This window comes from Enterococcus sp. AZ194, assembly GCF_051713825.1.
Classification (GTDB): domain Bacteria; phylum Bacillota; class Bacilli; order Lactobacillales; family Enterococcaceae; genus Enterococcus_K.
This window is the reverse complement of sequence record NZ_JBIOQR010000001.1, coordinates 2394848-2419415: the sequence shown is the minus strand read 5'-3', so window position 1 is coordinate 2419415 and position 24568 is coordinate 2394848. Positions and strand designations below refer to the sequence as shown.

General features: G+C 37.6%; 20 protein-coding genes and 2 pseudogenes. 19 read left to right on the top strand and 3 right to left on the bottom strand.

The window, feature by feature from the left end:
* The first annotated feature begins 8 nt into the window (after window positions 1–8).
* The 10 genes and pseudogenes from IGI37_RS11265 (at window position 9) to IGI37_RS11220 (ending at window position 8094) form a co-directional block, all read left to right on the top strand.
* The gene (locus tag IGI37_RS11265) at window positions 9–2174 is read left to right on the top strand and encodes an SGNH/GDSL hydrolase family protein (RefSeq protein WP_438761984.1); all 2166 of its coding nucleotides are present in this window, start codon (window positions 9–11) and stop codon (window positions 2172–2174) included.
* A gap of 26 nt (window positions 2175–2200) precedes the next feature.
* Window positions 2201–4147, top strand: a complete 1947-nt coding sequence (locus IGI37_RS11260) for a phage tail spike protein (RefSeq protein ID WP_438761982.1) — start codon at window positions 2201–2203, stop codon at window positions 4145–4147.
* Complete coding sequence (locus IGI37_RS11255) at window positions 4147–4398, top strand: hypothetical protein (protein WP_438761981.1); 252 nt, start codon at window positions 4147–4149, stop codon at window positions 4396–4398. Before IGI37_RS11260 ends, IGI37_RS11255 begins: the two co-directional genes overlap by 1 nt.
* A complete protein-coding gene (locus IGI37_RS11250; protein WP_438761979.1) occupies window positions 4377–4595 on the top strand; it encodes a hypothetical protein in 219 nt (72 codons plus the stop codon). The genes IGI37_RS11255 and IGI37_RS11250 overlap by 22 nt, the downstream gene beginning before the upstream one ends.
* Window positions 4596–4614: 19 nt before the next feature.
* Window positions 4615–5088 carry a hypothetical protein gene (locus IGI37_RS11245; protein ID WP_438761978.1) on the top strand — a complete coding sequence of 158 codons (474 nt, stop codon included), beginning with the start codon at window positions 4615–4617 and terminating at the stop codon, window positions 5086–5088.
* 21 nt (window positions 5089–5109) lie between these two features.
* Complete coding sequence (locus tag IGI37_RS11240; RefSeq protein WP_438761976.1) at window positions 5110–5385, top strand: phage holin; 276 nt, start codon at window positions 5110–5112, stop codon at window positions 5383–5385.
* Window positions 5375–6160, top strand: a complete 786-nt coding sequence (locus IGI37_RS11235) for a peptidoglycan amidohydrolase family protein (protein WP_438761974.1) — start codon at window positions 5375–5377, stop codon at window positions 6158–6160. The genes IGI37_RS11240 and IGI37_RS11235 overlap by 11 nt, the downstream gene beginning before the upstream one ends.
* Before the next feature lie 582 nt (window positions 6161–6742).
* A pseudogene (locus tag IGI37_RS11230) lies at window positions 6743–7385 on the top strand (hypothetical protein).
* Between the two features lie 65 nt (window positions 7386–7450).
* On the top strand, window positions 7451–7774 hold the full coding sequence (locus IGI37_RS11225; protein ID WP_438761972.1) for a family 1 glycosylhydrolase: 324 nt from the start codon (window positions 7451–7453) through the stop codon (window positions 7772–7774).
* Window positions 7771–8094 carry a family 1 glycosylhydrolase gene (locus IGI37_RS11220; protein ID WP_438761970.1) on the top strand — a complete coding sequence of 108 codons (324 nt, stop codon included), beginning with the start codon at window positions 7771–7773 and terminating at the stop codon, window positions 8092–8094. The genes IGI37_RS11225 and IGI37_RS11220 overlap by 4 nt, the downstream gene beginning before the upstream one ends.
* 238 nt (window positions 8095–8332) lie before the next feature.
* Here the strand turns inward: IGI37_RS11220 and IGI37_RS11215 are convergent, their stop codons facing one another.
* A complete protein-coding gene (locus tag IGI37_RS11215; protein ID WP_438759476.1) occupies window positions 8333–9661 on the bottom strand; it encodes an ISL3 family transposase in 1329 nt (442 codons plus the stop codon).
* Window positions 9662–9790: 129 nt separating this feature from the next.
* Between IGI37_RS11215 and IGI37_RS11210 the strand changes: the two genes are divergently transcribed.
* The 3 genes from IGI37_RS11210 to IGI37_RS11200 all read left to right on the top strand — a co-directional run bounded on the left by IGI37_RS11210 (window position 9791) and on the right by IGI37_RS11200 (window position 14015).
* On the top strand, window positions 9791–10633 hold the full coding sequence (locus IGI37_RS11210; protein ID WP_438761969.1) for a PRD domain-containing protein: 843 nt from the start codon (window positions 9791–9793) through the stop codon (window positions 10631–10633).
* 64 nt (window positions 10634–10697) lie between these two features.
* Entirely contained in the window at window positions 10698–12524 is a 1827-nt protein-coding gene (locus tag IGI37_RS11205; protein WP_438761968.1) for a beta-glucoside-specific PTS transporter subunit IIABC, read from the top strand.
* A gap of 54 nt (window positions 12525–12578) precedes the next feature.
* Window positions 12579–14015, top strand: a complete 1437-nt coding sequence (locus tag IGI37_RS11200; RefSeq protein WP_438761966.1) for a glycoside hydrolase family 1 protein — start codon at window positions 12579–12581, stop codon at window positions 14013–14015.
* Between the two features lie 1036 nt (window positions 14016–15051).
* Here the strand turns inward: IGI37_RS11200 and IGI37_RS11195 are convergent.
* Window positions 15052–15342 (bottom strand): hypothetical protein, encoded by a 291-nt coding sequence (locus IGI37_RS11195; protein WP_438761964.1) that lies wholly within the window; start codon window positions 15340–15342, stop codon window positions 15052–15054.
* 260 nt (window positions 15343–15602) lie between these two features.
* A complete protein-coding gene (locus IGI37_RS11190) occupies window positions 15603–16598 on the bottom strand; it encodes a helix-turn-helix domain-containing protein (RefSeq protein WP_438761962.1) in 996 nt (331 codons plus the stop codon).
* 301 nt (window positions 16599–16899) lie between these two features.
* Here IGI37_RS11190 and IGI37_RS11185 point away from each other — a divergent pair, with 301 nt between their 5' ends.
* The 6 genes and pseudogenes from IGI37_RS11185 to IGI37_RS11160 form a co-directional block, all read left to right on the top strand.
* Window positions 16900–18237: an ABC transporter substrate-binding protein gene (locus tag IGI37_RS11185; protein WP_438761960.1), complete on the top strand. Its 1338-nt coding sequence runs from the start codon at window positions 16900–16902 to the stop codon at window positions 18235–18237.
* Window positions 18238–18311: 74 nt separating this feature from the next.
* Window positions 18312–19223: a carbohydrate ABC transporter permease gene (locus IGI37_RS11180; RefSeq protein WP_438761958.1), complete on the top strand. Its 912-nt coding sequence runs from the start codon at window positions 18312–18314 to the stop codon at window positions 19221–19223.
* Complete coding sequence (locus IGI37_RS11175; protein WP_438761956.1) at window positions 19216–20049, top strand: carbohydrate ABC transporter permease; 834 nt, start codon at window positions 19216–19218, stop codon at window positions 20047–20049. The genes IGI37_RS11180 and IGI37_RS11175 overlap by 8 nt, the downstream gene beginning before the upstream one ends.
* An 80-nt stretch (window positions 20050–20129) precedes the next feature.
* Window positions 20130–21254, top strand: coding sequence for a glycoside hydrolase family 88 protein (locus tag IGI37_RS11170; protein ID WP_438763637.1), 1125 nt, complete (start codon window positions 20130–20132; stop codon window positions 21252–21254).
* A gap of 51 nt (window positions 21255–21305) precedes the next feature.
* Complete coding sequence (locus IGI37_RS11165) at window positions 21306–23192, top strand: DUF2264 domain-containing protein (protein ID WP_438761954.1); 1887 nt, start codon at window positions 21306–21308, stop codon at window positions 23190–23192.
* A gap of 335 nt (window positions 23193–23527) precedes the next feature.
* Window positions 23528–24359: pseudogene (locus IGI37_RS11160) on the top strand (aldo/keto reductase); the annotation flags it as partial.
* Window positions 24360–24568 lie beyond the last annotated feature (209 nt).

Here is a 24568-nt window from a genome sequence, read left to right as displayed (position 1 = left end):
GTGAGACAATGCCTATTACACCAGTAAGCGGAGAAATCAAAGCTCAACCGCTTAACGATAATTTTAGCTACCTAGATAGCAAAATAGAGCAGATTAAAGGTGGGCCTCTCGGAGTATTAGAGAGCGAATCCGAATTGAATCAGAAGTACCCAAATGGCGCAAATGGGTTTTTCATTATCGATGGTAATATGTGGATTTGGGAAAATGACAAATGGACAAATGCAGGTGTGTATCAAGCAATAGGTTTAGCAGATGAATCTGTTACTTATCCAAAAATTGCAGGACAGTTAAACTATATTGAATCTTGTGAGATTACAGAGAATAAGTATATGCAGTCGGTAGCGAGTGACGGAACGATTACGTACACGGACACTGCTAATTATTTTTTAGCAACTTTAGATATACCCAAGAGTGGAAAGCTGGCTATTTTGAAATCTAGCTTACAACACGGGCAATCTTTAGCGGTAATCGATAGCGTAGGTAAAGCAGCAGCATATTGGGCTTTTGGTTTTGGTAACATGTTTAATGCTGCATGGGCTACTAACTACACAGCTTACTATGTTATTGATGCAACGTTACTTAAACAAGCCTATCCCACTGCTACACAGTTAGTCATCGAATTTAGGATTGAGGACAGACAATCAGCCTATATTTACGGACATGATACTGCAGATCTCACTGATAAGGATTGGGGAGCGGGTCCCGAATTCGGAGCGATCAGAAATGTACCTAATAGACTGTCTGACAGATACGATTTATTAAAAGAGCCGACGTCTGTGACGTATCCGAATAAGTCGATACCACGGTACAATTCGTCGACCGGATTAGTAGAGCTTTCGCCCGTATCGAACCGGACATCTTATTATTTTGACATTACAGAGATGGGGACACTTGAGTTTCCGGTGTACACTTTGCCAGATCAGCAATTTTTGATGCTTGTTGACAAAGATAAAAAGGTGCTTAAAAATTTCGATTACACTTTTAATACAGGTACTAGCACAATTGATTTTCTGCAAAAATCAAACGGATTATTTACAATCGACATTGACAAGCTTAAAGCATATAACGCGAATGTAAAAGGATTGTATGTAGTGGTTTGGAATAAGGCGGTTGACGGATTTTATATTGCGGCCAAAAATGCGTTTTTAGTAACAGATGTATTTCCTTCGCTGACCGATTTAAATCAAAAAAAGGAAATAGTATTGCCAACTGAATACCCGATCGTTGAGGGAAGAACAGGATATATTTATCTTGATAACGTCAATCTTTATGGAAACTATTACACTGATAAAGATTTGTATATTTCCCAAACAGATAATAATGATTTGATTGCGGGAGGTTTTCCAATTACTCCGACCGCCGATAAAAAGATTCCGATTAGTCGAATGGAAAACGGTCTAGAAATCGAAAGAAAAAGCATTTTAGTTAAAAGTATTCCAGCAGCTGCTGGAAGCGGAAAGATGTTAAAAGCGCTATTTATTGGAGAATCAACAACAGAAGCACAAGCATATCTAAATGCTTTAATCGCTTGCTTTAATAATGATCCCTTGTCTATTGTATTGGGTGGCACGAGAGGTAGCGGAGAAACTAAACACGAGGGACGGAGCGGTTGGACAACCAACCACCTAATGACTTCCGAATCCTACAATGGAGCTACTAATAGCTTCTATAACCCAACGACTAAAAAGTTTGATTATAGCTACTATCTCAAGACATTTAATATTGATATACCTGACATTGTATTTCTTAGTTTCGGGATCAATGATCCAAATCAAGGTATTGCGGCATCAAAAACAATTGCGAACTTAAAAAACATTATCAGTCAGATAAGAGCAGTTAACCCGAACGTAAAATTTGGAATTGGCTTGACTAGTAATCTTTGTCGCATCGAGAATGTAGCCTATCGGACAGAAATCCGTCGTAATAACATTTTGAAAACTACGCAAGCTTTAATCAAGGAATTTGATAACAAAAAATCTCAAGGATACTACCTAAATCCGATGTATCTCAACGTAGACCCGATTTGGGATATGCGTTACACAGAACGTCAGTTGAGCATCTACCAAACTAAGACTGAGTTGTACAGCACAGACGGGACTCACCCAGCTGATGCAACAGGCTATAAAAAAACTGCAGATGCGACCTACTTCACGATCAAGTGGATGGCTACGTAAAAAAGACTGGAAGGAGAAATATATGTATGCTCATAAAAGTTTTATCTCTTAATAGAGAGTATATAGCCGTTCTGGAGAACGCTTCTAACATTGGCTATGATAAAGTGACGAACAATCTGTGGACTGCGAATTTTAAATTGCCGATAGATGATATTAAAAATGAACAGGTTCAGCATTACCAATATGTTGAACTGTGGGAAACGGCAGATGAAAAGGACGAGGATTATATCGGGCTTTTTCAAATCTTGCCGAAGAAAACAACTAAAAATAATCAAACAAAAGAGATTTCTTATGAGTGTACGCATGTTTTACGTACGCTCATGAGTAAATCTCTTTTTAAATACCATCAATCGGACGGGAACACCACAAAGGCAAACATTGAGTGGCTACTGGCTAAACAGGATCCTTCAGCAAGCTACTGGAAACTTGGCCAGTGTGAGTTCACTCGATATTTTTCGTACTCGTTTGAAAATGAAAATCTACTCAATGCGATATTGTCGATCCCTAAACCATTTGATGAAGAGTATCGATGGACGTGGAACACGCGCACGTTCCCCTGGGAGTTGAATTTGGTTAAACAAGAAACAGAGCCAGTTTGTCGATTAGATGAAGGATACAATCTCGAAGGGTTTGTAATCACAGAAAACCCTAACGATATCTACAACCGTATCTATGGATTAGGTGCCGGCGAAGGTGTCAACCAATTAGACGTCAAGAAAATCAATGGTGGAAAGCCGTATGTGGAAAACCCCGACTCTATTGCTAAGTATGGGCTGCAAGAATATATCTTTGCAGATAAGCGATTCACATTGAAACAAAACTTGTTAGAAACAATGAAAGGCATGCTCAATAAATTTAGTCGTCCCTTAGTCAGTTGGGAATGCTCAGCTGCTTATCTGTATCAACTGACTGGAGAACCAATCGATAAATTTCGAGAGGGTGCGATTGTCAGAGTTACCACCAATGACTTTGGCACAGTGGACCTGAGAATTAATCGGGAGAAACGTCAAAACATCGGTGAGAACCCAGGGGATATTGATTTAGAACTTGGCGATGTCAAAGCTGATTTGGGCACGACTGCGACTGATGTCGAACGTAGGCAGCAAATCAATGAATTGTGGTCTCAAGGTGCAACCAATGTAATTCCATATATTTTTATCGCGGAAGCCGATGCAGATCACCCGATTGTATTCGAACCGTTTTTTGATGATGACTTTGTGCATATAAACACCGCAGAGCTATCGATTAAGACAACCAAGTTTCGTTCAACAAGCAAAGGGAATACAAGTAGTCCGCAATCGGTGTCTAGTTCGACTAGTTCATCTGGTGGTGCAAGTGTACAGTCGGCGACAAGCTCGTCTGGTGGATCAAGCGTGCAATCAGCGACAAGTCAAGCAGCAGGACAAAATACACAAACGTCAAGCGCAAGCGGCAGCCATTATCATCGGATGTTTAAAGAGAATAACACAATCGGACCATTTCCTACAGAAGTAAAGCGATACTCTGCGAAAGGGTCAGCATACGTTGAGATGACTGTATACGAGGGTGTGGGAGATTTAATAACAGAAGAAACTGTAGACAACCACACGCATAGTGTTACGACACCTGCGCATACCCATCAAGTATCTATCAATATTCCTGCGCATACCCATCAAGTATCAATTACGATTCCTGCGCATACCCATCAAGTATCAATTACTATCCCAGGGCACACTCATGAGATTGTCTATGGGATTTTTGAATATGAGGGATCACCAACAAAATTAGACATCAAGGTAGATGACAGAGTAATTGACACAACATCTACTAATTTTGAGCGATTCGACATTATCCCTTATTTAGATCAGACAGCTGACGAAAGTGTCGCAAGAGGTACCCATACGATTGAAATCAAGCCAGATGATTTGGCAAGGGTCCAAGTCACTTTGATATTGAGAGTATTTATTAAGAGTAATTTAGGAGGAGAATTTTAATGAAAATTATGCAGATTACAACTAAGAAAGGCATTCACGTACAGATTGGTGTATCGGATGCTGCTGAATACAGAGCAAAGAAAGAGGCTATTCTTAAAAGCACAAAAGAATTCGTGACGGTGATCGATACTTGCACGATTTGTCGAAGTGATGTTTCAATTATCGAATATTTTGAAAAGACTGAAGAACCAGTCCAAGAAGTTAAAAAAGAAAAAGGAGGATTCAAACAATGGCTAAGAAAATTACGGTAATCGTCCAGAGCGAGGGTACACAGGTAGAAAGAGATATAACAGTTGGCGATGATTTCGATTTAAAAGAAAGCTATTACGACTATCTCACTGGCATCAAAGTTGGACCACACGGAAACACTGTATTAGGTGCAATGATTGGCGATAAATACTATGTACGGTTTTCAGATGCAATAGAAGTCTTTGAAGCAGAACAATAAATTTTAATGGAGGAGATCAATGGATTTATTTTATCAAATGCAACAGCTAAACAATTGGCTGGTGCTCATCTGTGGTGGAGGGATATCCGCATTAGTATTGCGCTTGACTTCCACGATTAGCAAGTTAGTCAAAGAAAAAGTCGAAGAAAACCGCTTGCGAGAGGAGACTATCCGCGTATTAAAAAAGCAGAATGTCGAACAAGATGAGCGGTTAAAGGGCGTTGAGGATTATCAGGAAATGGCCGAAGAACGCAGCCAAAAAATTATTAAGGCTGAAAAGGCGTCCTTGCATAATCAGATCTGGAACAAAGCCGATGAATATTTTAATCGAGGTTATATTACAGTAGGTGAATTGAACAACTTTGATTATTTATTTGAAGGCTATAAGAATCTTGGCGGTAACGGCACAGGTGATACCTTGCACAAAAAAGTATCATCTCTGCCACAAAGAGACGAAGGAGTTCTACAACAGAAAGAAATAGACGCACATTAGAAAAGGAGAATGAACATGAAAATGACAAATACGCAATATGACGTAGCGAAAAGAGTTTTGGTTATGGTGGTGCCAGCTGCAATTACTTTAATTTCAGGATTTGGTGCACTGTTTAAATTTGATACCGAGTATATTGTAGGGTCGATTACGCTTGTATCTACATTTTTGGGTGTCTTACTCAATGCTGCTAGCAATGATTACAACGCAGACAAGCCTCGTATTGATCCATACGAAGTGGATAACGAATTCACTTTACCAACAGATTTCCCAAGAAAGGACGATAAGAATGGCAAGTAAAGAAAATATGATTAAATGGATGACTGACCGTGCAGGCAAAGTGACCTACTCAATGACTAGTCGTTTGGGACCATCTAGCTACGATTGTTCAAGCGCTGTCTTTAATTCGCTGATTACAGGCGGATACCTTCCTAAAAATACAGGTATCGGAAATACTGAGACCTTGTTTGGATTACGTGGTAAGTTGTTAAAAGAAATTAGTCGTGCTGAGGCTAAGCGTGGTGATATTTTCGTTTCGGGGACACCCGGTGGATCCAACGGCTCTGCTGGCCACACTGGTATCTTTTTAAGCAATAGCCAGTTTATCCACTGTAGCTATTACTGGAATACTATCCATGTAGACAGCCACGATAGCTATATGGGCACGCACCTTGAACATCATTTTTACCGCTTGGTTGACGGTGCATCTAGTCCTAGCACACCCAATAAACCACAGCAGATTATCATCTCGGTTGATGGTCAGTTCGGACCTAGTACAGCTCGACGCTTGCAAGAGTATTTCGATACTGTAGGCAAAGATGGTGTGATTAGTCATCAATTCAAGCAGGAGTACAATAAGTATATCTATGCTGCAGATTTTGATAATACGTTGATTGGCTCAAATGTAATCGTAGCGTTGCAGAAGTGGCTAGGGGTAACACAGGATGGTCTATTTGGTAAAGCGACGATCATTGCGTTGCAGAAACGCATGGGGACGACAGCGGATGGTTATATAAGCTCTGTGTCTGATTGTGTTAAGGAGTTGCAACGTCGGTTAAACAAGAATAAATTGTAATAAGTAAGCCGGTATCCATTTTTAGGATATCGGCTTTTTTTGTGTTTATTTTATTTCAATTATAAGGGGCAAAAAAGGGGCAGAATTTGATTAATGGTTGACAATTAATGACATTGTTTGACTAATCCAAACAAGCTATAAACCCTTATATGACAACGATTGAATAGTATTTGACACTTATTGAATAACGCATAGGATTCTACGCGCATTACACGGAAAAGCAGCTCGTATCAAAGAAATCAGAAGATAAGAAAGTCTCTGACTGTCTATCAAATTTCGAATGTGAAAAGTCCTTGTATATCAAGGGCTTTTTCTATTTCTCTGAATTCCTAAAATTCGTAAAATATGGTGTTTTTGTCTGTAATTGTCCCATTTTGACGATAAATGTAGTCAGAAGAGGGAAAATTTACAGTTCAGACTGACGACAAAAGTCATACGAAAATACCAATACGAAGCTCCCGATTTAGCAAGTCTTGAGGCTGGACTGCTCTTGGGAGAATAGAAGCCGTTGCGTACTTCACGATGGCTAAAAAGGCTGATAGAACTATATTCTCTATAATATAGTAGAAAGGATAGACTGTTATGAAATTAGATGATAAACGAGTAATATGGAAGCAGAAAAGTAATTTAATGTTGATGCAAGCTATACTTGATTTTATCGAAAAGCATCAAATTGAATCTGTTAGAGAATATCAACAAAAAATGAAAGAATATCCTAATGAGGTTCCCAGCGTATGGTTTATCAAAGAACGTTTCGAATCATGGGATAATTTATTAATTCATTTAGGGAAAGATAGAGTTGAGAGGTATTGTTGGTCCAAAATGAATGATAATGAAATCAAAGAAATTGTTGCAAATTTTATTGAATCAGAGTCTATTCGTTCGCAACGAGAATATGAAAGAAAATCCTCTGGAAAAGATGAGGTTCCTTCTTTATATACTTTGAAAAAGAGATTCGATGATGTTAAGCCACTTTTCAGAAGAAAATCGAAAGGCAATATTTCAGATTTTGAACTTCTTTTCGAGCTAAGAAAATCAATCATTCGATTGGGTTAGAAAGTAATCTGTCCATGACTGAATTTAGAAAAAAACTGAATCAAAAAAATTGCCATCCGTTGATACAATTATGCGCAGAACAGGTAAAACATGGGAAGAATTAATGGAAGAGATAGGTTTTGATTATCGAACGATAAAGGTAGCAAAATTGACTAGAAATTTTAAATGAGTAAGTAAGAATAAATATGCCCAAAAAATATTTGGAAAGCGTTAGAAGAAAATAGAGAGAGTTATATGTTAGCCGATGTTTTCGTTAAAGGGAAATATCCTAAATGGTATCTAAAAAAATTAGAGCGTGAAGGTATTGAACTAGATATGACGGAAGAAGAATTGTCTTGTCTTAAAGAAAATACGGTTGATTATTTATCATTCAGTTATTATATGTCCTTGACAATTTCATATGAGAATCGTCCTGAAACGGAAGGTAATCTAAAAGGCGGCATTGACAATCCTTATTTGCCAAAAACTGATTGGGGATGGTCAATCGATCCGTTAGGATTACGGATAATCCTCAATGAATTGTATGATCGCTATGATATTCCTCTAATGATTAGTTGATTAGTGAAAATGGTTTTGGTGCTTATGACAAAATTGATGAAGATGGCAACATCTTTGATGAAGCACGAATTGAGTATTTGAAAGCTCACATTATTGAAGTGAAGAAGGCTATCGAACTAGATGGTGTTGATTGTTTTAGTTATTTAAGTTGGTCACCAATTGACATGATTAGCGCAGGTACTTCTGAAATGTCTAAAAGATATGGTTACATCTATGTAGATCAAGATGATTATGGAAATGGCTCTCTTGGACGAGCGAAAAAAAAAAAGTCATTTGAATGGTATAAAAAAGTGATTGAAAGTAATGGCGAAAATTTATAGATCATTTTCATTTAATTTTTTCCTTGATTTCAGATGGTAACGATGGTAAAGTAATTTTAGAGAACAAGTAATCTTGTTCGGGATTGTTACTGCATGTCAGGCAATACCCTTTCTTTTTGGAGGGGTATTGTCTTTTTTGTCCATTAGGGAGGTGAAAAAATGGGCACTTTGTCAAATGGTGTTGTTTTAAAAATAAGTCACAGAATTGAGAACACTTTTGGTGTTCTCTTTTTGTTTTTTAAATGAGTTCACAGAGACCTTGTTGGACTAGAATCCGCAGGCGTAGATGGCGAAATGTTCGGAATCCAAAGGCAATACGTTTGATTACTTTGATTAGGTTGTTTTTTCCTTCTAGTTTCCCGTTAGAATAGCTGTACATCAAGGCATTACAAATGGCTTTTCGATGCTTTCGCAGGTAGAGAATGGCTTTCTTGAATCCTTTATTCAATTGCGCAGGAAGTTGGTCGATACAAGTAAAGAAGCCCTCATAATCCTTAGTTTCAAAGGTTTCTAAGAGTTCTTGATAAATTTCATAGCTTTCTCTGAGGTCAGAATCCACGGTTAGGAGATGGTCCAAAACCTCTGATTCTGTTACATATCTCTTTTGAAAGAGGGGAAACTGCTTGAGCGCACTGTAGTTGATATTTTTATGTTTCTTTAAAAGAGTCCGCCAATATTTTTTTAACTTGCGATAGTCCTTTTGGGCAAGGGCATCACTTTTTTTTAGTTGATTCATTGTTTGAATTCGTTGTTTATTAAAAGCTCTACTCAGTTGTTGAATCACATGAAATCGATCAATCGAAATTTTGGCGTAAGGAAATACATCTTTTACAAAGCTACTATAAGAAGCATTCATGTCCATGACAATATGGGTGACTTTCTTTCGTGCCTTTAGCGTAAAACGCTGAAAATACGCACGTAGCTTGAAGTTTCTTCGGTCGCTTAAAATGTCAAAAATTTGTCCTGTATCTGCGTCACTGACAATAAAACACATGGCTCCTTCACAATCTTTCGTTCCTTTAAACTCGTCAATCAATAAATGAGCTGGCAAGTAATGAGGGTTAAAACGGGGTTCTCTATGAAAAGAGTCTAGAACTCGTTCAACCGTTTTAAAAGAGACAAAATAGCGTTCGCCAATATCTTTCATTGAAATTTTCCGCTTCAAATCAATGGCAATAGCGAATTTCAATGGGTTCGAAATGTAACAATTTTCCTGAACATAGGTCGTCTGGGCAGAAAAAGTGGCGGTACATTGTTTACAACGGAAGCGCTGCTTAAATAACCGTAAGTAGGTAGGAACCTCTTGATACGGAATGAGCTGAATAAGACTCTCATAATACGCATGACGAATAATACAGTGTCCTTCATTGACAGAGCCGCAAGCAGGGCAACAAGAAGGTGTATAAGTAAGTACACCGGTAAAGACGTTGGATAGCTTGCCGGAGATCGTTTCTTTAGATAAGGGGTCCTCTACAAAGTAAAGGTTTGGATCTTTTATATTTAATAATTTTTTTATCAATTCACTTGTCTTTTCCTGTTTTTTTCTGTTAATCTTAGTTATAGGCATTTGGTTTCTCCTTCTATATTTTGTTTAGGCGACTTAATTATAGAGGAACCAAATGCTTTTTGTTATAAAAAAATTTGGAGTTCCTACTCATTTTTTGAGTAACAACACCAAATATTATAGAGCCAAAAAATGGGAATAAGGATTGAACGTGTTTTGAACAATAATGCTGTGGTAACAAAAGGAACAGATGGGAAAGAGTATGTATTGATCGGGTCCGGATTGGCTTTTCAAAAGAAACATGGCGGGTATGTATCCGAGGAAAAAGTGGAGAAACGCTATCGATTGGAAGGCGAACAAGCACAGAATAATTTTTCACAGCTAGTTTCTCGCATCTCAGAAGATTATTTTGATATTGCGGAGCAAACGATTGAATTGGCAAAAGACATATACAACATTGAGCTAGATAGTTCAATCTTAGTTTCATTAGCAGATCATATTTACAATGCAGTGAAACGTCAAGGTGAGGGAATCACACTTGATAATGGGCTCGTTTGGGAAATTAAGCAGATTTATAGCAAAGAGTTTGAAATTGGCAAGTATGTGGTGAAAGTCGTGAATGAAAAATTCAATACACATTTTGATGGAAATGAATCCGCATTCATCTCGATGCACATCATTGATAACCGTTCAGGAAAAAATCCGAACGAGTCAATTAATCGAACCATTGCATTAATTAAGGAGATTCAGCAACTATTGACGTATCATTTTAAAACACAAATTGATGAAGAGTCTTTGGATTATTATCGACTAATTACTCATTTAAAGTTCTTCGTACAAAGAATGGCTCAAAAGCAAACGCGGGATGATCATAATGATGCGCTATATTTGATGATCTCCAAAAGTTATCCAGCATCAGCCAATGCAGTAAAGAAAATATATTCTTATCTTAAAAATAATTATGATTACGAAATGTCAAAAGCGGATCAGGCGTACTTGGTCATCCATATTGCAAATTTGTTTGAAAAAGGGTAATTACCCAGGATTGTTACTGTTAAATCAGGCAATACCTCCTAACTAATTTGAGGAGGAATTATTCATGAAAAAAGAGGCAATTAAAGTCATATTAGCGAATGTTGGTGGTGAGAAGAATATTAAGAGTTTTTCTCATTGCTTTACCCGGTTACGATTAGATCTAAAGGATAATAATAAAATTAACCTTGAAAAGATTGAAGCGCTTGATCCTGTCAAAGGAGTAGGGATTAATGGTGGTCAGCTTCAAATAATTTTTGGTAATGAGGTCGAGGACTATTTCAACGAACTGGAAAATGAAATTGGGACAAAGGAAGAAGTGAACGCGGAGAAACATACGAATGTGTTGGATATTTTCCAACGGATCTTTACGCCAGTATTTCCTGCACTTGCTGCTGGTGGTTTGCTAAAAGGGTTATTGTTAGCGGCGCAATTCTCTGGTTTGGTAGATACTTCAGGGCCAACGTTTTCGTTAATGATGACTTTTTCAGACATTCCGTTCTATTTCTTACCGATTATTCTAGCATTTAGCGCAGGTAAAACCTTCAAATGTAATCAGTATCTTGCCGTTTTAATTGCAGGAGCTATGTTGCATCCGAATTTTACGAGCTTAACGGAAAATGCCTCGTTTTTAGGATTACCTGTACAAGCGGTAAATTATTCATCTACCGTCTTCCCTATTTTACTAAGTATCTTTGTGCTTTCATATATTGAAAAGGGGTTACGGAAGATCATACCAAAGACATTAGCCTTATTGTTTGTACCTCTATTTGCACTTATCATAACTGCACCTATCGCATTGATCGTTATTGGACCTTTTGCGAATCAATTAGGCTTGTGGATTGGAGATGCGGTAAGTTTTATCTATGAAAAAGGTGGATTTATTGGTGGCGCTATTTTTGGTGGGATTTATCCATTTTTAGTTTTCACTGGGATGCATCAGGCGATTCCACCAATTCAATTACAAAACTTAGCGCAAACAGGCACAGATGTTTTGTTGGCGTTAGCGGCCTGTGGAAATGCTGCGATTGCGGGTGCGACATTGATGATCGCGATTAAAGAAAAAGACAAAAATGCTAAATCGTTGGCCTATTCGACTTCATTAAGCGGGTTTATCGGTATTACTGAACCAGCATTATATGGCGTCATTGCGAAATACAAGCATGCGTTTATCGCGACGTTTATAGGTGGTGCTTTAGGCTCTGCGATCGTAGCGATGTTCAAGGTTGCAGCTGTCGGAATGGGACCTGTTCCTTTAGCAGGGATTGCCTTATTTTTCGGTAATAAGTTCATTTATTATATTGTTGGTATTCTTGTTGCAACGGTTGGTGCGATGATCGCGATGAACTTTTTAGGCGTAAAGACTACTGAGGCAGAAGACGAGGAAGAAGTGAAAGAATTCTTGCCTGAGGTGACGGATGAAACAATTGCCAGCCCTGTAAAAGGGAAAGTGATGCCATTAAAGGATATCAAAGACCCCACTTTTTCTTCAGGTGTGATGGGTAATGGTGTAGGTATCTTACCGGCAGAGGGCAAAGTATATGCGCCATTTGATGGGATGATTGAAGCGGTCTTTCCGACTAATCATGCGTTGGGGATTAAGAGTAATGATGGGATCGAAATGATGATTCATATTGGAATTGATACGGTAAAATTAAAAGGTCAGAATTTCACAGCCCATGTTAAAAACGGTGAGAATGTGAAAAAAGGCGATCTCCTTATTGAGTTTGATAAAGAAGCAATAAGCAAGGCAGGGTATGATATAACGACTGCAGTGATTGTCACAAACTTAAATGTGATCACGAGTCATTCTGGTGATGAAATCGATCGATTAGAGGGGCTGTTTAGCGTCGAAACAAGCCAATCATTATCCACTGCACCTACGACTGCTTGATGAGCGTTGATAGGAATCACGCTGAGAAAAATTCTTACTATGGAGGATATAAAAATGAACCAATTATTACCAAAAGACTTTCTTATTGGTGGCTCTTTTTCCGCCAATCAAGTAGAAGGTGGATTAAGAGGGACTGGAAAAGGGCTATCTACAGCCGATTGTTTCAAGCTAACAGATCGAAGTAAGGGTGGCTCTTTTGAACTTAGTTATCAAGAAGTACTTGATGCGGTGAAGGATACGCAAGATCAAAAATACCCGAAGCGGCGAGGAATTGAATTTTACACCCACTACAAAGAAGACATTCGCTTATTCTCAGAGATGGGTTTTAAGGCATTAAGGTTGTCTATTTCTTGGTCACGATTATTTCCGACTGGAGAAGAAGAGACACAGAATGAACAAGGCGTTGACTTCTATCTAAAGCTTTTTCAGGAACTGAAAAAATATGATATTACACCTATTGTTACACTATCTCATTTTGAAATGCCTGTTCACTTAGCTGTAAAATACAATGGCTGGGCGGACAAACAATTAATTGCTCTTTTTACGAAATACGCCCGTTTTGTAATTGATACGTATAAGGATTATGTGACACATTGGATTGTTTTTAATGAGATAGACGCGACCATCCATATTCCATTTGTCGGTGCTGGAATCATTCCTGAAAGAACCGAAAATCTGGAGCAAACAAAATATCAGGCATTGCATCATCAGTTTATTGCGACAGCTCAAACAATCAAATATGCTCATGAGGTTAATCCCCAGAGTAAAGTAGGCTGCATGGCGACTAAAAACTTGAAGTACCCAGCAACCTGTAAACCAGAAGACTGTATGCAGTTTTTCAATGAAACAGAGATTGATACATTTGTTACTGATGTTCAAGCATTAGGAGAATACAACTACGCAATCAAACAATACTTTAAGAACAAAGGGATCAAACTTGATACAACTGAAGAAGAATTACAGTTGTTGAGGGATCACACGGTTGATTATGTAGGCTTTAGTTACTATGCCTCACTAGTAACCAGCTTTGATAAAACGAATGCCGACAAAACGAATGCGAATCTTTTAGTAGGTGAAAAAAATCCTTATCTGGAGGTTACACCTTGGGGTTGGCAAATTGATCCTTCAGGGTTACGTTACTCATTGAACTTTTTCTATGCTCGTTACGGCTTACCAGTCTTCGTTGCAGAAAACGGGATGGGAATGTTGGATCAAGAAGATGAAACTGGTCAGGTTCATGATGATTATCGGATAGACTTTGTATCTAAGCATTTAGAGCAGCTAATGAAGGCCATCGATGACGGGGTTGATGTGATGGGGTATACGTATTGGGGCTGCATTGACTGTATTAGCGCATCCACCTCAGAAATGTCCAAACGCTATGGGTTCATTTACGTTGATCAAGACGATCAGGGAAATGGGACACTTAAGCGATCGAAAAAAGATTCCTTTGACTGGTATAAAAATTTTATTTCAAATGCGATGAGCTAGTTTAAACAAAAAGAGCTTGGGACATAAGTCTTAAGACAAAATAAAACAGAAGACCGAAAATCATAAAAATGATTTTTAGTCTTCTGTTTTTTAGTTTCTTGGGAGAATACTTCTTATTTTCTAGTTTACTTAGCCTATATTTCCTTAAATTTACTGCCATTAACGCGAAGCCAATTTAGCTGAGAGCCAGTGTTCTCGGCTCTTTCTTTTAAAATGAAACAAATGGTTTATCATTTTTTCTCAGCTAGTCGTGACTGCCTTTGTACAGATGGAAGTTGATCTTAACATTGACGTTCCTGTTTTTAGAAGCAGTAACGTGACGGTAGCGATAATTACAATAAAAAGCTTGGATAGGTATCGTTAAAGCACATACTTCCAGCGAAAATATTTACCTTTTTATTGTTTGTTACTCAGATAAATGTTCAGATATTTTCCCTCAATCCAAAGAGCCTAGGACCTAACTTTATTTATTTATGTCCTAGGCTCCTATTAACAATTCCTGTCCCCAACTCTTGTCGTCCTTCAACTGATTTCTTCAAGTACTTTTATACTCTAAAAAGCGTTCGATTACCTTATCCCTAATTTCTAGTAAATACGCATTACCTGACAGATTTTCTAAAAATCTCTTTTATCCTAACAACTCACCATAATAAGAGTTATACAGGCTAAGATAAAAAATTTATATTTATTTTCCATATCAAAATCTTCATTCTACAAATTTTGGATTGTATCTGCTCTTCAATTCTTTATTCAATGTATACTCATAATTCACATTTTTGGATTTATAAGCAACTTCATTTGGTGAACAGTACGCAATATCATAATAAACCGCAAAGAGGAAAGCCAACATTTGATAATGCTTATTTAATGTATATATTGTGTAGGTACTCTTGTTATCATAGGAGACATTGTCTTTTACAATCAGGCCTACTTGAACGTCGTTAGAATCGTATAATGGTATTTTTAAACCTTTTTTACCTAGTCCTATCGCGTAGAAATAATACGTTTCAGCGTTGTAATTTAATTCAAAAAAAGTCTAACCAAATAACCATTTTATTCTTCTTTTACATAATGAACCTATTAACACATTATTTTCATTATATATTTGAAAAGGAAGTAACTTCATATTTTCAGAATAATTGAAACGACCTATTGCATCTTTAATAATAGAACATTGTAATTTAAAATTTTTATTTGCTATTGAAACATTGATTTCTTTTCTGAGGTTTATTGGTATTTTAATCGTACTTATAATTCTATTGGCTTCTATTAGTTCATACATTTTCCCAAAATTAGCTTTGGTTTGAATCAATCTATTTGTTATCATCGGATTCTTCCACACATCATAAGTCGCTTTGTAACACCGTCTAATATTACTACTGAACTAATTGGTACTAATTTTTTCATAAACAAATTCCTCCTACCATCTTATTATTTTATCTCAACCTGTAAAACATTCAAATCGGCGAAGTTTATCTCATCATCGTTTCCTCCAACCAAGCCCAGTTTCACTTTTCCTGCTATACCGAACCTAAGTAAACTCACATTCAGTTTGAAAAAATTTTTTTGTTGTGTATCAGAGAAGTGTTACATCGGCCAGGGGGGTTGGTTGATAATTACGTCAACACTGTTCACTTTTTCAGAAAATCCTGGTTGCAACGAGTCGTAGTACTTAGAAGGGGAGTAGCCTGTGTGTTTTTTAAATGCAGCAGAAAAATGGTGGATAGAGTTAAATCCTAGTCTCTGTGCAATCTCGGTATAACTAAGTTCGTTCTCACGCACCCACGTTTTAGCAGCTTGCATTTTTAGGTTTTTAAAATAATGCATAATGCTCGAGCCCGTCTCTTTTTTAAAAATCTTTTTCAAATTCGCACTACCCACAAAAAATTCTTGTGCAATTTCATCAATCGCATAATTCTTATCCAAATTTGTTTTCATGAAATCAATAATCTGATTGACTAATTTGTTGGAATAAGTAGTTGTACTTTCCGTCTTTATTACTTTGTTCTGTTCTGTATTCCAGGCTTCATTTTTAACAAAGAACGTCTCCTTATTTGCCATAATAATCTTAGGAAGTTCTTCTCTGATGACCTTTTCGCTCAAAGAGAGTAATAGTTGCTGAAGGTAAGAATAAAGTAACGAACAACACAAGCCAAACATTTCTCCAATCATTTTGTCATAAGTAATCGATGGTTTGCGTTTTTTTAGAAAGGCAATTTCTTCAATTTGATCGCTTAGCATCCGAAATAGACTGACATAATCTTCATCTGCAAAGAAACTGCGATTGGTGATAGAGGCTAGGGAATGTTCTTTTTCATGGAATAAAATGCTGATAACCCTTGTTGAAGGAGCTAACGAAGTGAAGGTTATTTCTTTATTAATCTTGGCTAGAATAAAATGTCCGGTAGGTAACTCAAAAGAAAGACTATCTGATGTTAAACGAATGTTTCCTTCCTTTATGTATAGCAAGAAAAAAGTATTTTCCTCTTTTACTTTATGGACCATTCCAGGTTCGCAATATTGTTCTGTCGCCTTGAGTACTTCGGTTATTTCAATCGGCGTATATCTAGGAATCCTTTTCATTTGTTAACCTCCTTATAAAAAAAGAGACTCTTTACAAATTCAGATACTCACAAAAAATAGAAATCTCTAAATTCGTAACATTAGTTCACTTTTTAGTAAATATTTTCTTCGAATGAAATTGTATGATGTAGGTACAAAAGAAAGCGCTTCGTTTGTTAATTTCTGTGTATACGAGGTCATTATAGCAGAAATGCTCAACCATGTATAATAGCTATTTACACATGATTGAGTCCATTCCTTTTTATTAACACAGAATAAAAAGGGCTATGCCATTTACAAAAAAAGAGAAGGAGAATAACACATGAAAATGAAGAAAGTAGCAATAAAATTTGGATTTATCACGCTTTGTACAGCGGCAATTATAACCCTTTCTGGGTGTGGCTCAACAAAGGATACAACAGCTAAAATGAAGTTAGGAGAGGACGTCATTAAAGAAGAAACAACGCTAGACGTTTATGCCTCCTCAGGGAAAAGCCAGAATTATCTAACAGATATGGCAAAAATTTATAATGAAAAAAATGATGCGAACATCAAATTGAAGTTTACAACTGTTGCATCTGGAACGGCAACTGTTCAGATGATTACCCCTAAGTTGGTTTCACAAGAAGAGATGCCCGATATCGTATCCATCACTGACAGCAGTGCAGCAGGGGTACTAGAAAAATTTGAAGATTCCTTTTATAGTGCAACGGATTACGGATTTTATGATAAATATGGCAAAGAATTTTATGCGCAGAAATTAAATATCTTAAAAGCACAGAGCTCAAAAGATCAAGTCATTCCCTACGCAAATGATATCACTTCTGCGGTCAGTTATTATCAACCAAAATTTTTTGAACAAGTAGGAACAACCTTTGAAGATATCAAATCCTGGGATGAATACATTGAAGTTGCTAAAAAAATAAAAGGAGCAACCGGTGTTTATGGAATTGCCTTGCCAGAAGCGGGTGATCAAGAATTATTTATCAATATCATGGCGCAACAAAATGCACCTCTTTTAGATGATAAAGGAAACATTAATTTGGAAACAAAAGAGGCAAAAAATGCGGCTGCCATTATCAAAAAAATGATCGATGCGGATATCGTTAATTTTTATGGTGCCAATGATGGAGAAAAAGCGTTTCAGGAGTCCGCGATGTTTGTCGCTGGAGGATGGTATGCTACGAATATGTCCCTGAATTTCCCAAATGCTAGTGGAAATTGGAGAATGGCACCTATTGTTCCATTTTCAAAAGAAGACGCTGGAAAATCCCCTGTATCTGGAGGCTCTAGTTGGTATGTACCCAAAAAAGGCAAAAACCCTGAAGTCGCACAACAATTCCTATCTTTTATACTTTCAAATGAAGATTGCTTAAAAGCTGGTCTTGAAAATGGCATGGTCTTATCGAATACAAAGGCCTATGAAACAGAAGCAGCAAGTAAAGAATTCGAATACTTTGGCGGGCAAAAGTACTTTGAAGTGTTAAATAGTACAAATGATAATATGGCAGATGTAAGTTTCCCACCTTCTTACTCTGATGCAACCGCTTATGTTTCAACTGCTTCATATAAATACTGGCAAACAGGGGACTTTGATGCTTCCTATGTAAAAGAAGCGACCAATTTTGCTCAAAAATATGGTGTTGAAGTGAATAAATAAATATCTATTTTCGGATTAAGGCAAACGAACGGTTTTGCCTTAATCTAAATTATTTGGTTTAGAGAGGAAATAATATGAAAACACAAGCCACATCTTTGCTACATAAAGATAAAAAAAAGAAGAGTGTAGACTCTCATGCTAAAAGTGCGTACGGTTTTGTTGCCCCATTCGTCGTATTTTTTGTGATTACCATTATGATCCCCATCGTTATTTCATTTGCTTTTAGTTTTATGAAAATTGGGAACACATTTGAATTCGTGGGCCTACAAAACTATATCGAAACATTTAGAGATCCGTTGTTTATTAAATCGTACACAAACATCTTAATCATAATGATTGGATATATCCCAATAACTATTCTATTAGCCATCTTTTTTGCTGTTCAATTGAATCAAGCGCACCTTAAGGGAAAGGGCTTCTTTCGGACAGTTTATTATATTCCAACCGTTACATCTGCCGTAGCAGTCGCTTCTGTTTTTATGACGTTTTTTAATCCTTCAGGGCTACTTAATGGCGTTTTAAGTGCGATAGGGTTACCGAATATTCAATGGTTAACTGATCCAATATGGCTTAGAGTATCGATGATTATCACGATGATTTGGATGAATGTTGGCTACAATACTGTTTTATTTTTGGCAGGTTTACAAGGAATTTCAACTGAAATTTATGAGAGTGCTGAAATGGACGGTGCTTCAAAATTGCGCCAATTTTTTCTGCTAACGATTCCTATGTTAAAACCGATTATTTTAATGGCCACTGTTCTAGCCACTATTAATGGCTTAGGAAGTTTTAATATTCCAAATATTTTCTTTGGCACATCTAATGGACCAGACAACGCAGCATTAGTTGTCGGAGTCAATCTATATAAGACAAGTTTCGAGATGGTCGATTTTGGGAAAGCATCTGCTATTGCTTGGACAATGGTTTTTGTAGCAGGAGTGCTGTCATTCTTACAGTTTAAGTTTGGAGGAGATAATGATGAATAAAGGTTCAAACAAAAGGAAAATATTCAGCTATCTTCTTTTAGTTGTGGGTGCGTTTATTTTCTTATTACCGTATTTTTATATGATGGTTGCTTCAACACAAAGTAACGAACAGATTTTGAGTGGCGGTATCAACTTTAAAATTGGTTCTATGTTGGCTAAAAACTGGCAGGCTATCATGGACCGTTACAACTACCCCTTAATTATTTTCAATTCATTGTTTATCGCAGTCATTAGTACATTTCTAGCGACAGCGAGCTCTACTATGGCAGGTTATGCATTGGCAAAATATAAATTTAAAGGAAATAAATTTTTGTTTAATTCTGTGATGATTTCAAGGATGGTGCCTTTTTTCACTACCTTGATTCCATTGTTTTATATTATGAGTCGTATGGGTTTAACCAATACGTATGCTGGAATCATTATTCCTTCAATTGCTAGTACAACGTCTGTATTTATGATGCGGCAATATTGTCGTCAATTTCCAACATCCCTAATGGAAGCCGCTCGAATCGATGGAGCTAACGAATGGATGATCTTCACTAAAATTGCCTTGCCCATTTTAAAACCGACCATTGTAACTAATGGCCTCTTAATTTTTATGGGCAGCTGGAATCAATATTTATATCCACTAGTGATGTTAACAGATAAGGATAAATTTACTGTCCCACTGATTATAAAGAACATGACTGTCTCAAGTACAGGTGAACCAATCAACTATGGCGCCATTATGCTCGTTCTCGCAAGTTCGGTTATCCCAATGGTTCTTCTCTATATATGGGGACAAGCGAAATTTAAAGAAAATGACATTGGTGCGGCTAATAAGTAACCCGTTCGCAAAAAGAGGGCGGATGAACCAACGTCTGTCCTCTTTTTTATAAAAAGAACAAGGAAGGAAAAAGACGAGTGATTGATACACAAACAAAACAGTGGGCAGAAGAAGTTCTGCGACTTGCTACGCAAAAAATAAAGAGAGAAACCAGTCGTTTAGACGGTGCCACACCTTATATTCCATATGATGGGTTATATAGCGATGTTGCAAAAGAACGCGGCCTCGATTGGTGGACCAATGGCTTTTGGGGCGGACTTTTATGGCAATTATTCCATACGACAAAAGATAATGAATTTAAAGAAGCTGCTATACAACAAGAACGGCGACTAGATGAGGCCCTATATAGTTTTCGCGATATTCATCACGATGTAGGTTTTATGTGGTTACACACGGCCGTTGCTCATTACCGAGAATGCGGCGATGAACAAGCCTATCGTACTGGGCTACATGTAGCGACACTATTATTAGGAAGGTTCAATGTGGATGGAAATTACATCGTTGCTTGGAATGATCAAAAACCAGGGTGGGTTATCATAGATAGCATGATGAATATCCCTCTTCTTTACTGGGCATCCAACGAAACAAAGGATCCACGATTTAAAAAAGTAGCCAAACGCCATGCCGATACTATTGCCAAACATTTGGTCCGTGAAGATGGTTCTGTCGGGCACATAGCAAGTTTTGATTCAGAAAGTGGCGACTTTATTGAACAAATAGGCGGGCAAGGATATGGCCCTGATTCTGCATGGAGTCGAGGAAATGCTTGGGCAATCTATGGTTTTGCGTTAAGCTATCACCATACCAAAAATGAGTACTATCTAGCTATCGCCAAACGAGTAGCCAATTATTTTATTGGAAGTATTAGTGAAACTGACCATGTTCCACTCGTTGATTTTCGGGCACCTAAAGAACCCGTGATTTATGATACAAGTGCCGGTGTGTGTGCCGCTTGTGGTTTATTGGAAATTGCGAAGTGGGTACCAGATACTGAAAAAGATTACTATGAACGTACTGCTATAAAAATTCTAAAAACAATTGAAAATAAATACGCCAATTGGTCATTAGATGAAGATGGTATTATTGGAGGTGGTACGGAGGCCTACCATCGTCCGGCAACTTACGAGGTCCCACTGATTTATTCGGACTATTTCTTTATAGAAGGAATTTTACGATTACTGGATCGCGACTTATTTATTTGGTAATCAGAAGGTGAATCAACAGCTATAGTAAAACAAACAAAAAGAAGGAAAAGCATGTCAAAAATAAAATTGGAATCTAAAGACGATTATTTAGCTCTTTTTAAGACTATCAATCAGCCGTTGAGAGAAAAATTTAGTAGCGGTTTTGCTCGAATAAAATTTGGCCAAAACGGCGTTGGTTATGGCACTAAGATTGCTGAAATGGAAGGATTTTCTCGCCTCTTATGGGGAGCGGCTCCTGCGATAAGAATGCTCGATGATAGTTGGCAACAACAACTAATCCAAGGAATTATCCATGGAACAAATCCAAATCATACAGAATACTGGGGAGACATTCAAGACCGTGATCAACGAATGGTGGAGATGCCTGCGATTGCATTGGCACTTCTTCACGGAGACCACTTTATTTGGAAACACTTATCAACTGCCGAAAGAAAAAAAGTTCTTACATGGTTATCTCAAATATTTGATTATGAGTGCGCAGACGGGAACTGGCAATTTTTCAAAGTAATAGTTGCCTTGGTTTTTCAAGAATTAGGACATGAAGTGGATGCCACAAAATATGCGCTGTCTCTAGAAAAAATTGAAGCCTGTTACCTAGATGATGGGTGGTATAAAGATAGTTCTAGAGGGCGTCAGGATTACTACACACCCTTCGCTTTTCACTATTACGGACTCATTTATAGTAGACTAGTCCCCAAAGCACCATTGTCAGCTGTTTTTAAAGAACGAGCTTGGCTTTTTGCAAAGGAGTATTTACACTTTTTTGCAGAAGATGGGGCAAATGTCCCATTTGGACGAAGCATGATTTATCGTTACGCCGTTAGTGCTTTTTGGTCTGCTGCCGTTTATGCCAATCTACTCCCTTATGAATTAGCCGTAATGAAGGGCTTGATTAATCGGAACTTGGAGTGGTGGTTATCAAAAAATATTTTTGATGGCGAAGGACTGTTAAACTTAGGGTATACCTATCCACAGCTTTCCATAACAGAACCCTACAATAGTGCTCTATCACCTTATTGGTCAAATAAAATATTTTTGTTGTTGGCATTGCCTGATGAACACCCGTATTGGCATACTGCTCAAACAGAAATGCCTGCGTGTCGACCTACTCAAAAACTCTTAACACAAGCAAATATGCTAGCCGTCCACGATAAGGGACATACGCAATTGTTGAATGCTGGTCAGCCAGGGCCCAATTACCACACGTTAAGCAATGAAAAGTATTTAAAATTTGCTTATTCCAGTCAATTTGGCTTTTCAATTCCTCGAAGCAATCAATCCAAAGAAGAAACTGCAATGGATTCAATGATTGGCCTTCAAACCTTGGATAGAAAAACGCTCATCAGTCAAAATCAACAGACCGTTGAAGCAGTTGGTCCATTTTTAATAAGAAACAAAGTAACTAATATTACTTTAAACAATCAAGCGATTGCTTCGACCTGGCAGGTAACTGATTCAAAAAGTGTTCGCACGTGGCTTTTGGCACTTGATGGTTGGCAGTTAAGAATCCATCAAATTAACCTTGATGAACCAGCTGTCATTTATGAAACGGGTTTTGCTGTAGAAAACACGCCTGAAAAATTAGGAGACATCATCATTGAGAGCAACAACCAATATTTTGAAGGAAAGAAGGGGTTTAGCGGCATCGCGGATCTCTCTGTAACTGATACAACACGTTCGCACACACCAGTCAATTGTTTACCAAATACCAACTTGATGACTTATGAAATGACTTGTCTGCCAGGCTTAGAAACGATTTTAGATGAAGGAATACACTGGTTGGTTACCGGCATTTTTGCTCATCAAGATATCAAGTACGCAAAAGAGCAGTGGCGTACACCTCCTGCTGTCACACTGAATCAGAATGAATGGATTATTGCAAGAGGAGCCAAACAAATTATATTGAACCTGAGTGAAGGGCAATGCATGGCCAATTGATTGAATTCTATTTCAAAATAATGGTAACGCAACAGTCTACCACTTAAGGAAACTTAATAAGTGATAGAACTACGACCAGTTAAGCAACTTGCTTAGCTGGTTTTTGAAGTTTATTTAGGAGGAATGAAAGTAAACTCCTTGCCTTGAATTTCACTTCAAGGTGTACAGTAAAAGAAGTTGAATAGTACGACGACAAACGAATAGGTTAGAAGCATTTCTCTAAAATGGTCTTTGAGTCAGATGAAATGAAACTAGACTTGCTTGTCACATCAACTTTTTATTACGAACTACCGAAACAGCATTGGTTTGAATCCAAAGATAATGGAGGGAAACACATGGAGTATGTAAAATTTGGTAATACGGGAATAGATGTCTCCCAGCTATGTTTGGGAGCGATGGGGTCGATCCTAACAGCGGGTTTCATGAGTGGGTATTAGAAGAGGCCAAGAGTCGACCAGTCATTCAAAAAGCATTGGATTTGGGCATTAATTTCTTTGATACGGCAAACATTTACTCTTATGGGGCAAGTGAAAAAATTCTCGGTCAAGCATTGAATGATTTTGCTAAGCGTAATGGGATTGTAGTTACTACCAAGGCTTATATGAAAATGAAGCAAGCGCCAAATAGTGGGGGCTATCTCGGAAAGTTTTGTTTCATCAAATTGACAAAAGTTTAGAACGCTTGAAAATGGATTACGTGGATCTGTATATCATTCATCGTTGGGATTATCAAACTCCTATTGAAGAAACAATGGCTGCACTTCATGATATCGTGAAATCAGGTAAATCTTGTTGTATAGGTGCATCAGCTATGTATGCTTGGCAATTTGCTAAAGCTCAAGAGGTCGCCAGCAGAAATGGCTGGACTAAATTCGTTTCAATGCAGAACCATTTGAATTTGTTATACCGTGAAGAAGAACGTGAAATGTTACCTTTTTGTGAAGATCAAAAAATCGCAATAACTCCATATAGCCCTTTAGCAGCCGGACGTTTGACCCGCGATTGGGCAGCAACAACCAAACGTTTCATCACTGATAAAACGGCCCAATCAAAGTATGATACTACAGAAAATCAAGATCGTATAATTGTGGCGCGCGTGGCAGAAATCGCAGCCAACTATCAGGTCCCCAGAGCGCAGGTAGCTTTAGCATGGCTCTTACAAAAAAAATTTGAACACCTTGCAATTACTGCCGGCCCCCAGAATGGTTAGAACCAGTTGATGATGATTGGTATGGGGAATTAGAGAATTGAGTAAAAAATATCAGCTTTAATCATTATTTATTTTATGTCGTAGGTTAAAAAAAGGGTACGGACTGTTATAAGGCGAAGGAACCAATAAAAGATACAAAAAGAAATCATCCGACTGAAGACAGATAT

Coding starts and splice junctions, on each gene's coding strand:
- IGI37_RS11190 (WP_438761962.1), bottom strand. CDS start 16,598: ATGAAAAGGATTCCTAGATATACGCCGATTGAAATAACCGAAGTACTC.
- IGI37_RS11180 (WP_438761958.1), top strand. CDS start 18,312: ATGAAAACACAAGCCACATCTTTGCTACATAAAGATAAAAAAAAGAAG.
- IGI37_RS11215 (WP_438759476.1), bottom strand. CDS start 9,661: ATGCCTATAACTAAGATTAACAGAAAAAAACAGGAAAAGACAAGTGAA.
- IGI37_RS11250 (WP_438761979.1), top strand. CDS start 4,377: ATGGCTAAGAAAATTACGGTAATCGTCCAGAGCGAGGGTACACAGGTA.
- IGI37_RS11265 (WP_438761984.1), top strand. CDS start 9: ATGCCTATTACACCAGTAAGCGGAGAAATCAAAGCTCAACCGCTTAAC.
- IGI37_RS11200 (WP_438761966.1), top strand. CDS start 12,579: ATGAACCAATTATTACCAAAAGACTTTCTTATTGGTGGCTCTTTTTCC.
- IGI37_RS11260 (WP_438761982.1), top strand. CDS start 2,201: ATGCTCATAAAAGTTTTATCTCTTAATAGAGAGTATATAGCCGTTCTG.
- IGI37_RS11240 (WP_438761976.1), top strand. CDS start 5,110: ATGACAAATACGCAATATGACGTAGCGAAAAGAGTTTTGGTTATGGTG.
- IGI37_RS11245 (WP_438761978.1), top strand. CDS start 4,615: ATGGATTTATTTTATCAAATGCAACAGCTAAACAATTGGCTGGTGCTC.
- IGI37_RS11175 (WP_438761956.1), top strand. CDS start 19,216: ATGAATAAAGGTTCAAACAAAAGGAAAATATTCAGCTATCTTCTTTTA.
- IGI37_RS11210 (WP_438761969.1), top strand. CDS start 9,791: ATGGGAATAAGGATTGAACGTGTTTTGAACAATAATGCTGTGGTAACA.
- IGI37_RS11165 (WP_438761954.1), top strand. CDS start 21,306: ATGTCAAAAATAAAATTGGAATCTAAAGACGATTATTTAGCTCTTTTT.
- IGI37_RS11205 (WP_438761968.1), top strand. CDS start 10,698: ATGAAAAAAGAGGCAATTAAAGTCATATTAGCGAATGTTGGTGGTGAG.
- IGI37_RS11185 (WP_438761960.1), top strand. CDS start 16,900: ATGAAAATGAAGAAAGTAGCAATAAAATTTGGATTTATCACGCTTTGT.
- IGI37_RS11235 (WP_438761974.1), top strand. CDS start 5,375: ATGGCAAGTAAAGAAAATATGATTAAATGGATGACTGACCGTGCAGGC.
- IGI37_RS11195 (WP_438761964.1), bottom strand. CDS start 15,342: ATGATAACAAATAGATTGATTCAAACCAAAGCTAATTTTGGGAAAATG.
- IGI37_RS11225 (WP_438761972.1), top strand. CDS start 7,451: ATGTTAGCCGATGTTTTCGTTAAAGGGAAATATCCTAAATGGTATCTA.
- IGI37_RS11255 (WP_438761981.1), top strand. CDS start 4,147: ATGAAAATTATGCAGATTACAACTAAGAAAGGCATTCACGTACAGATT.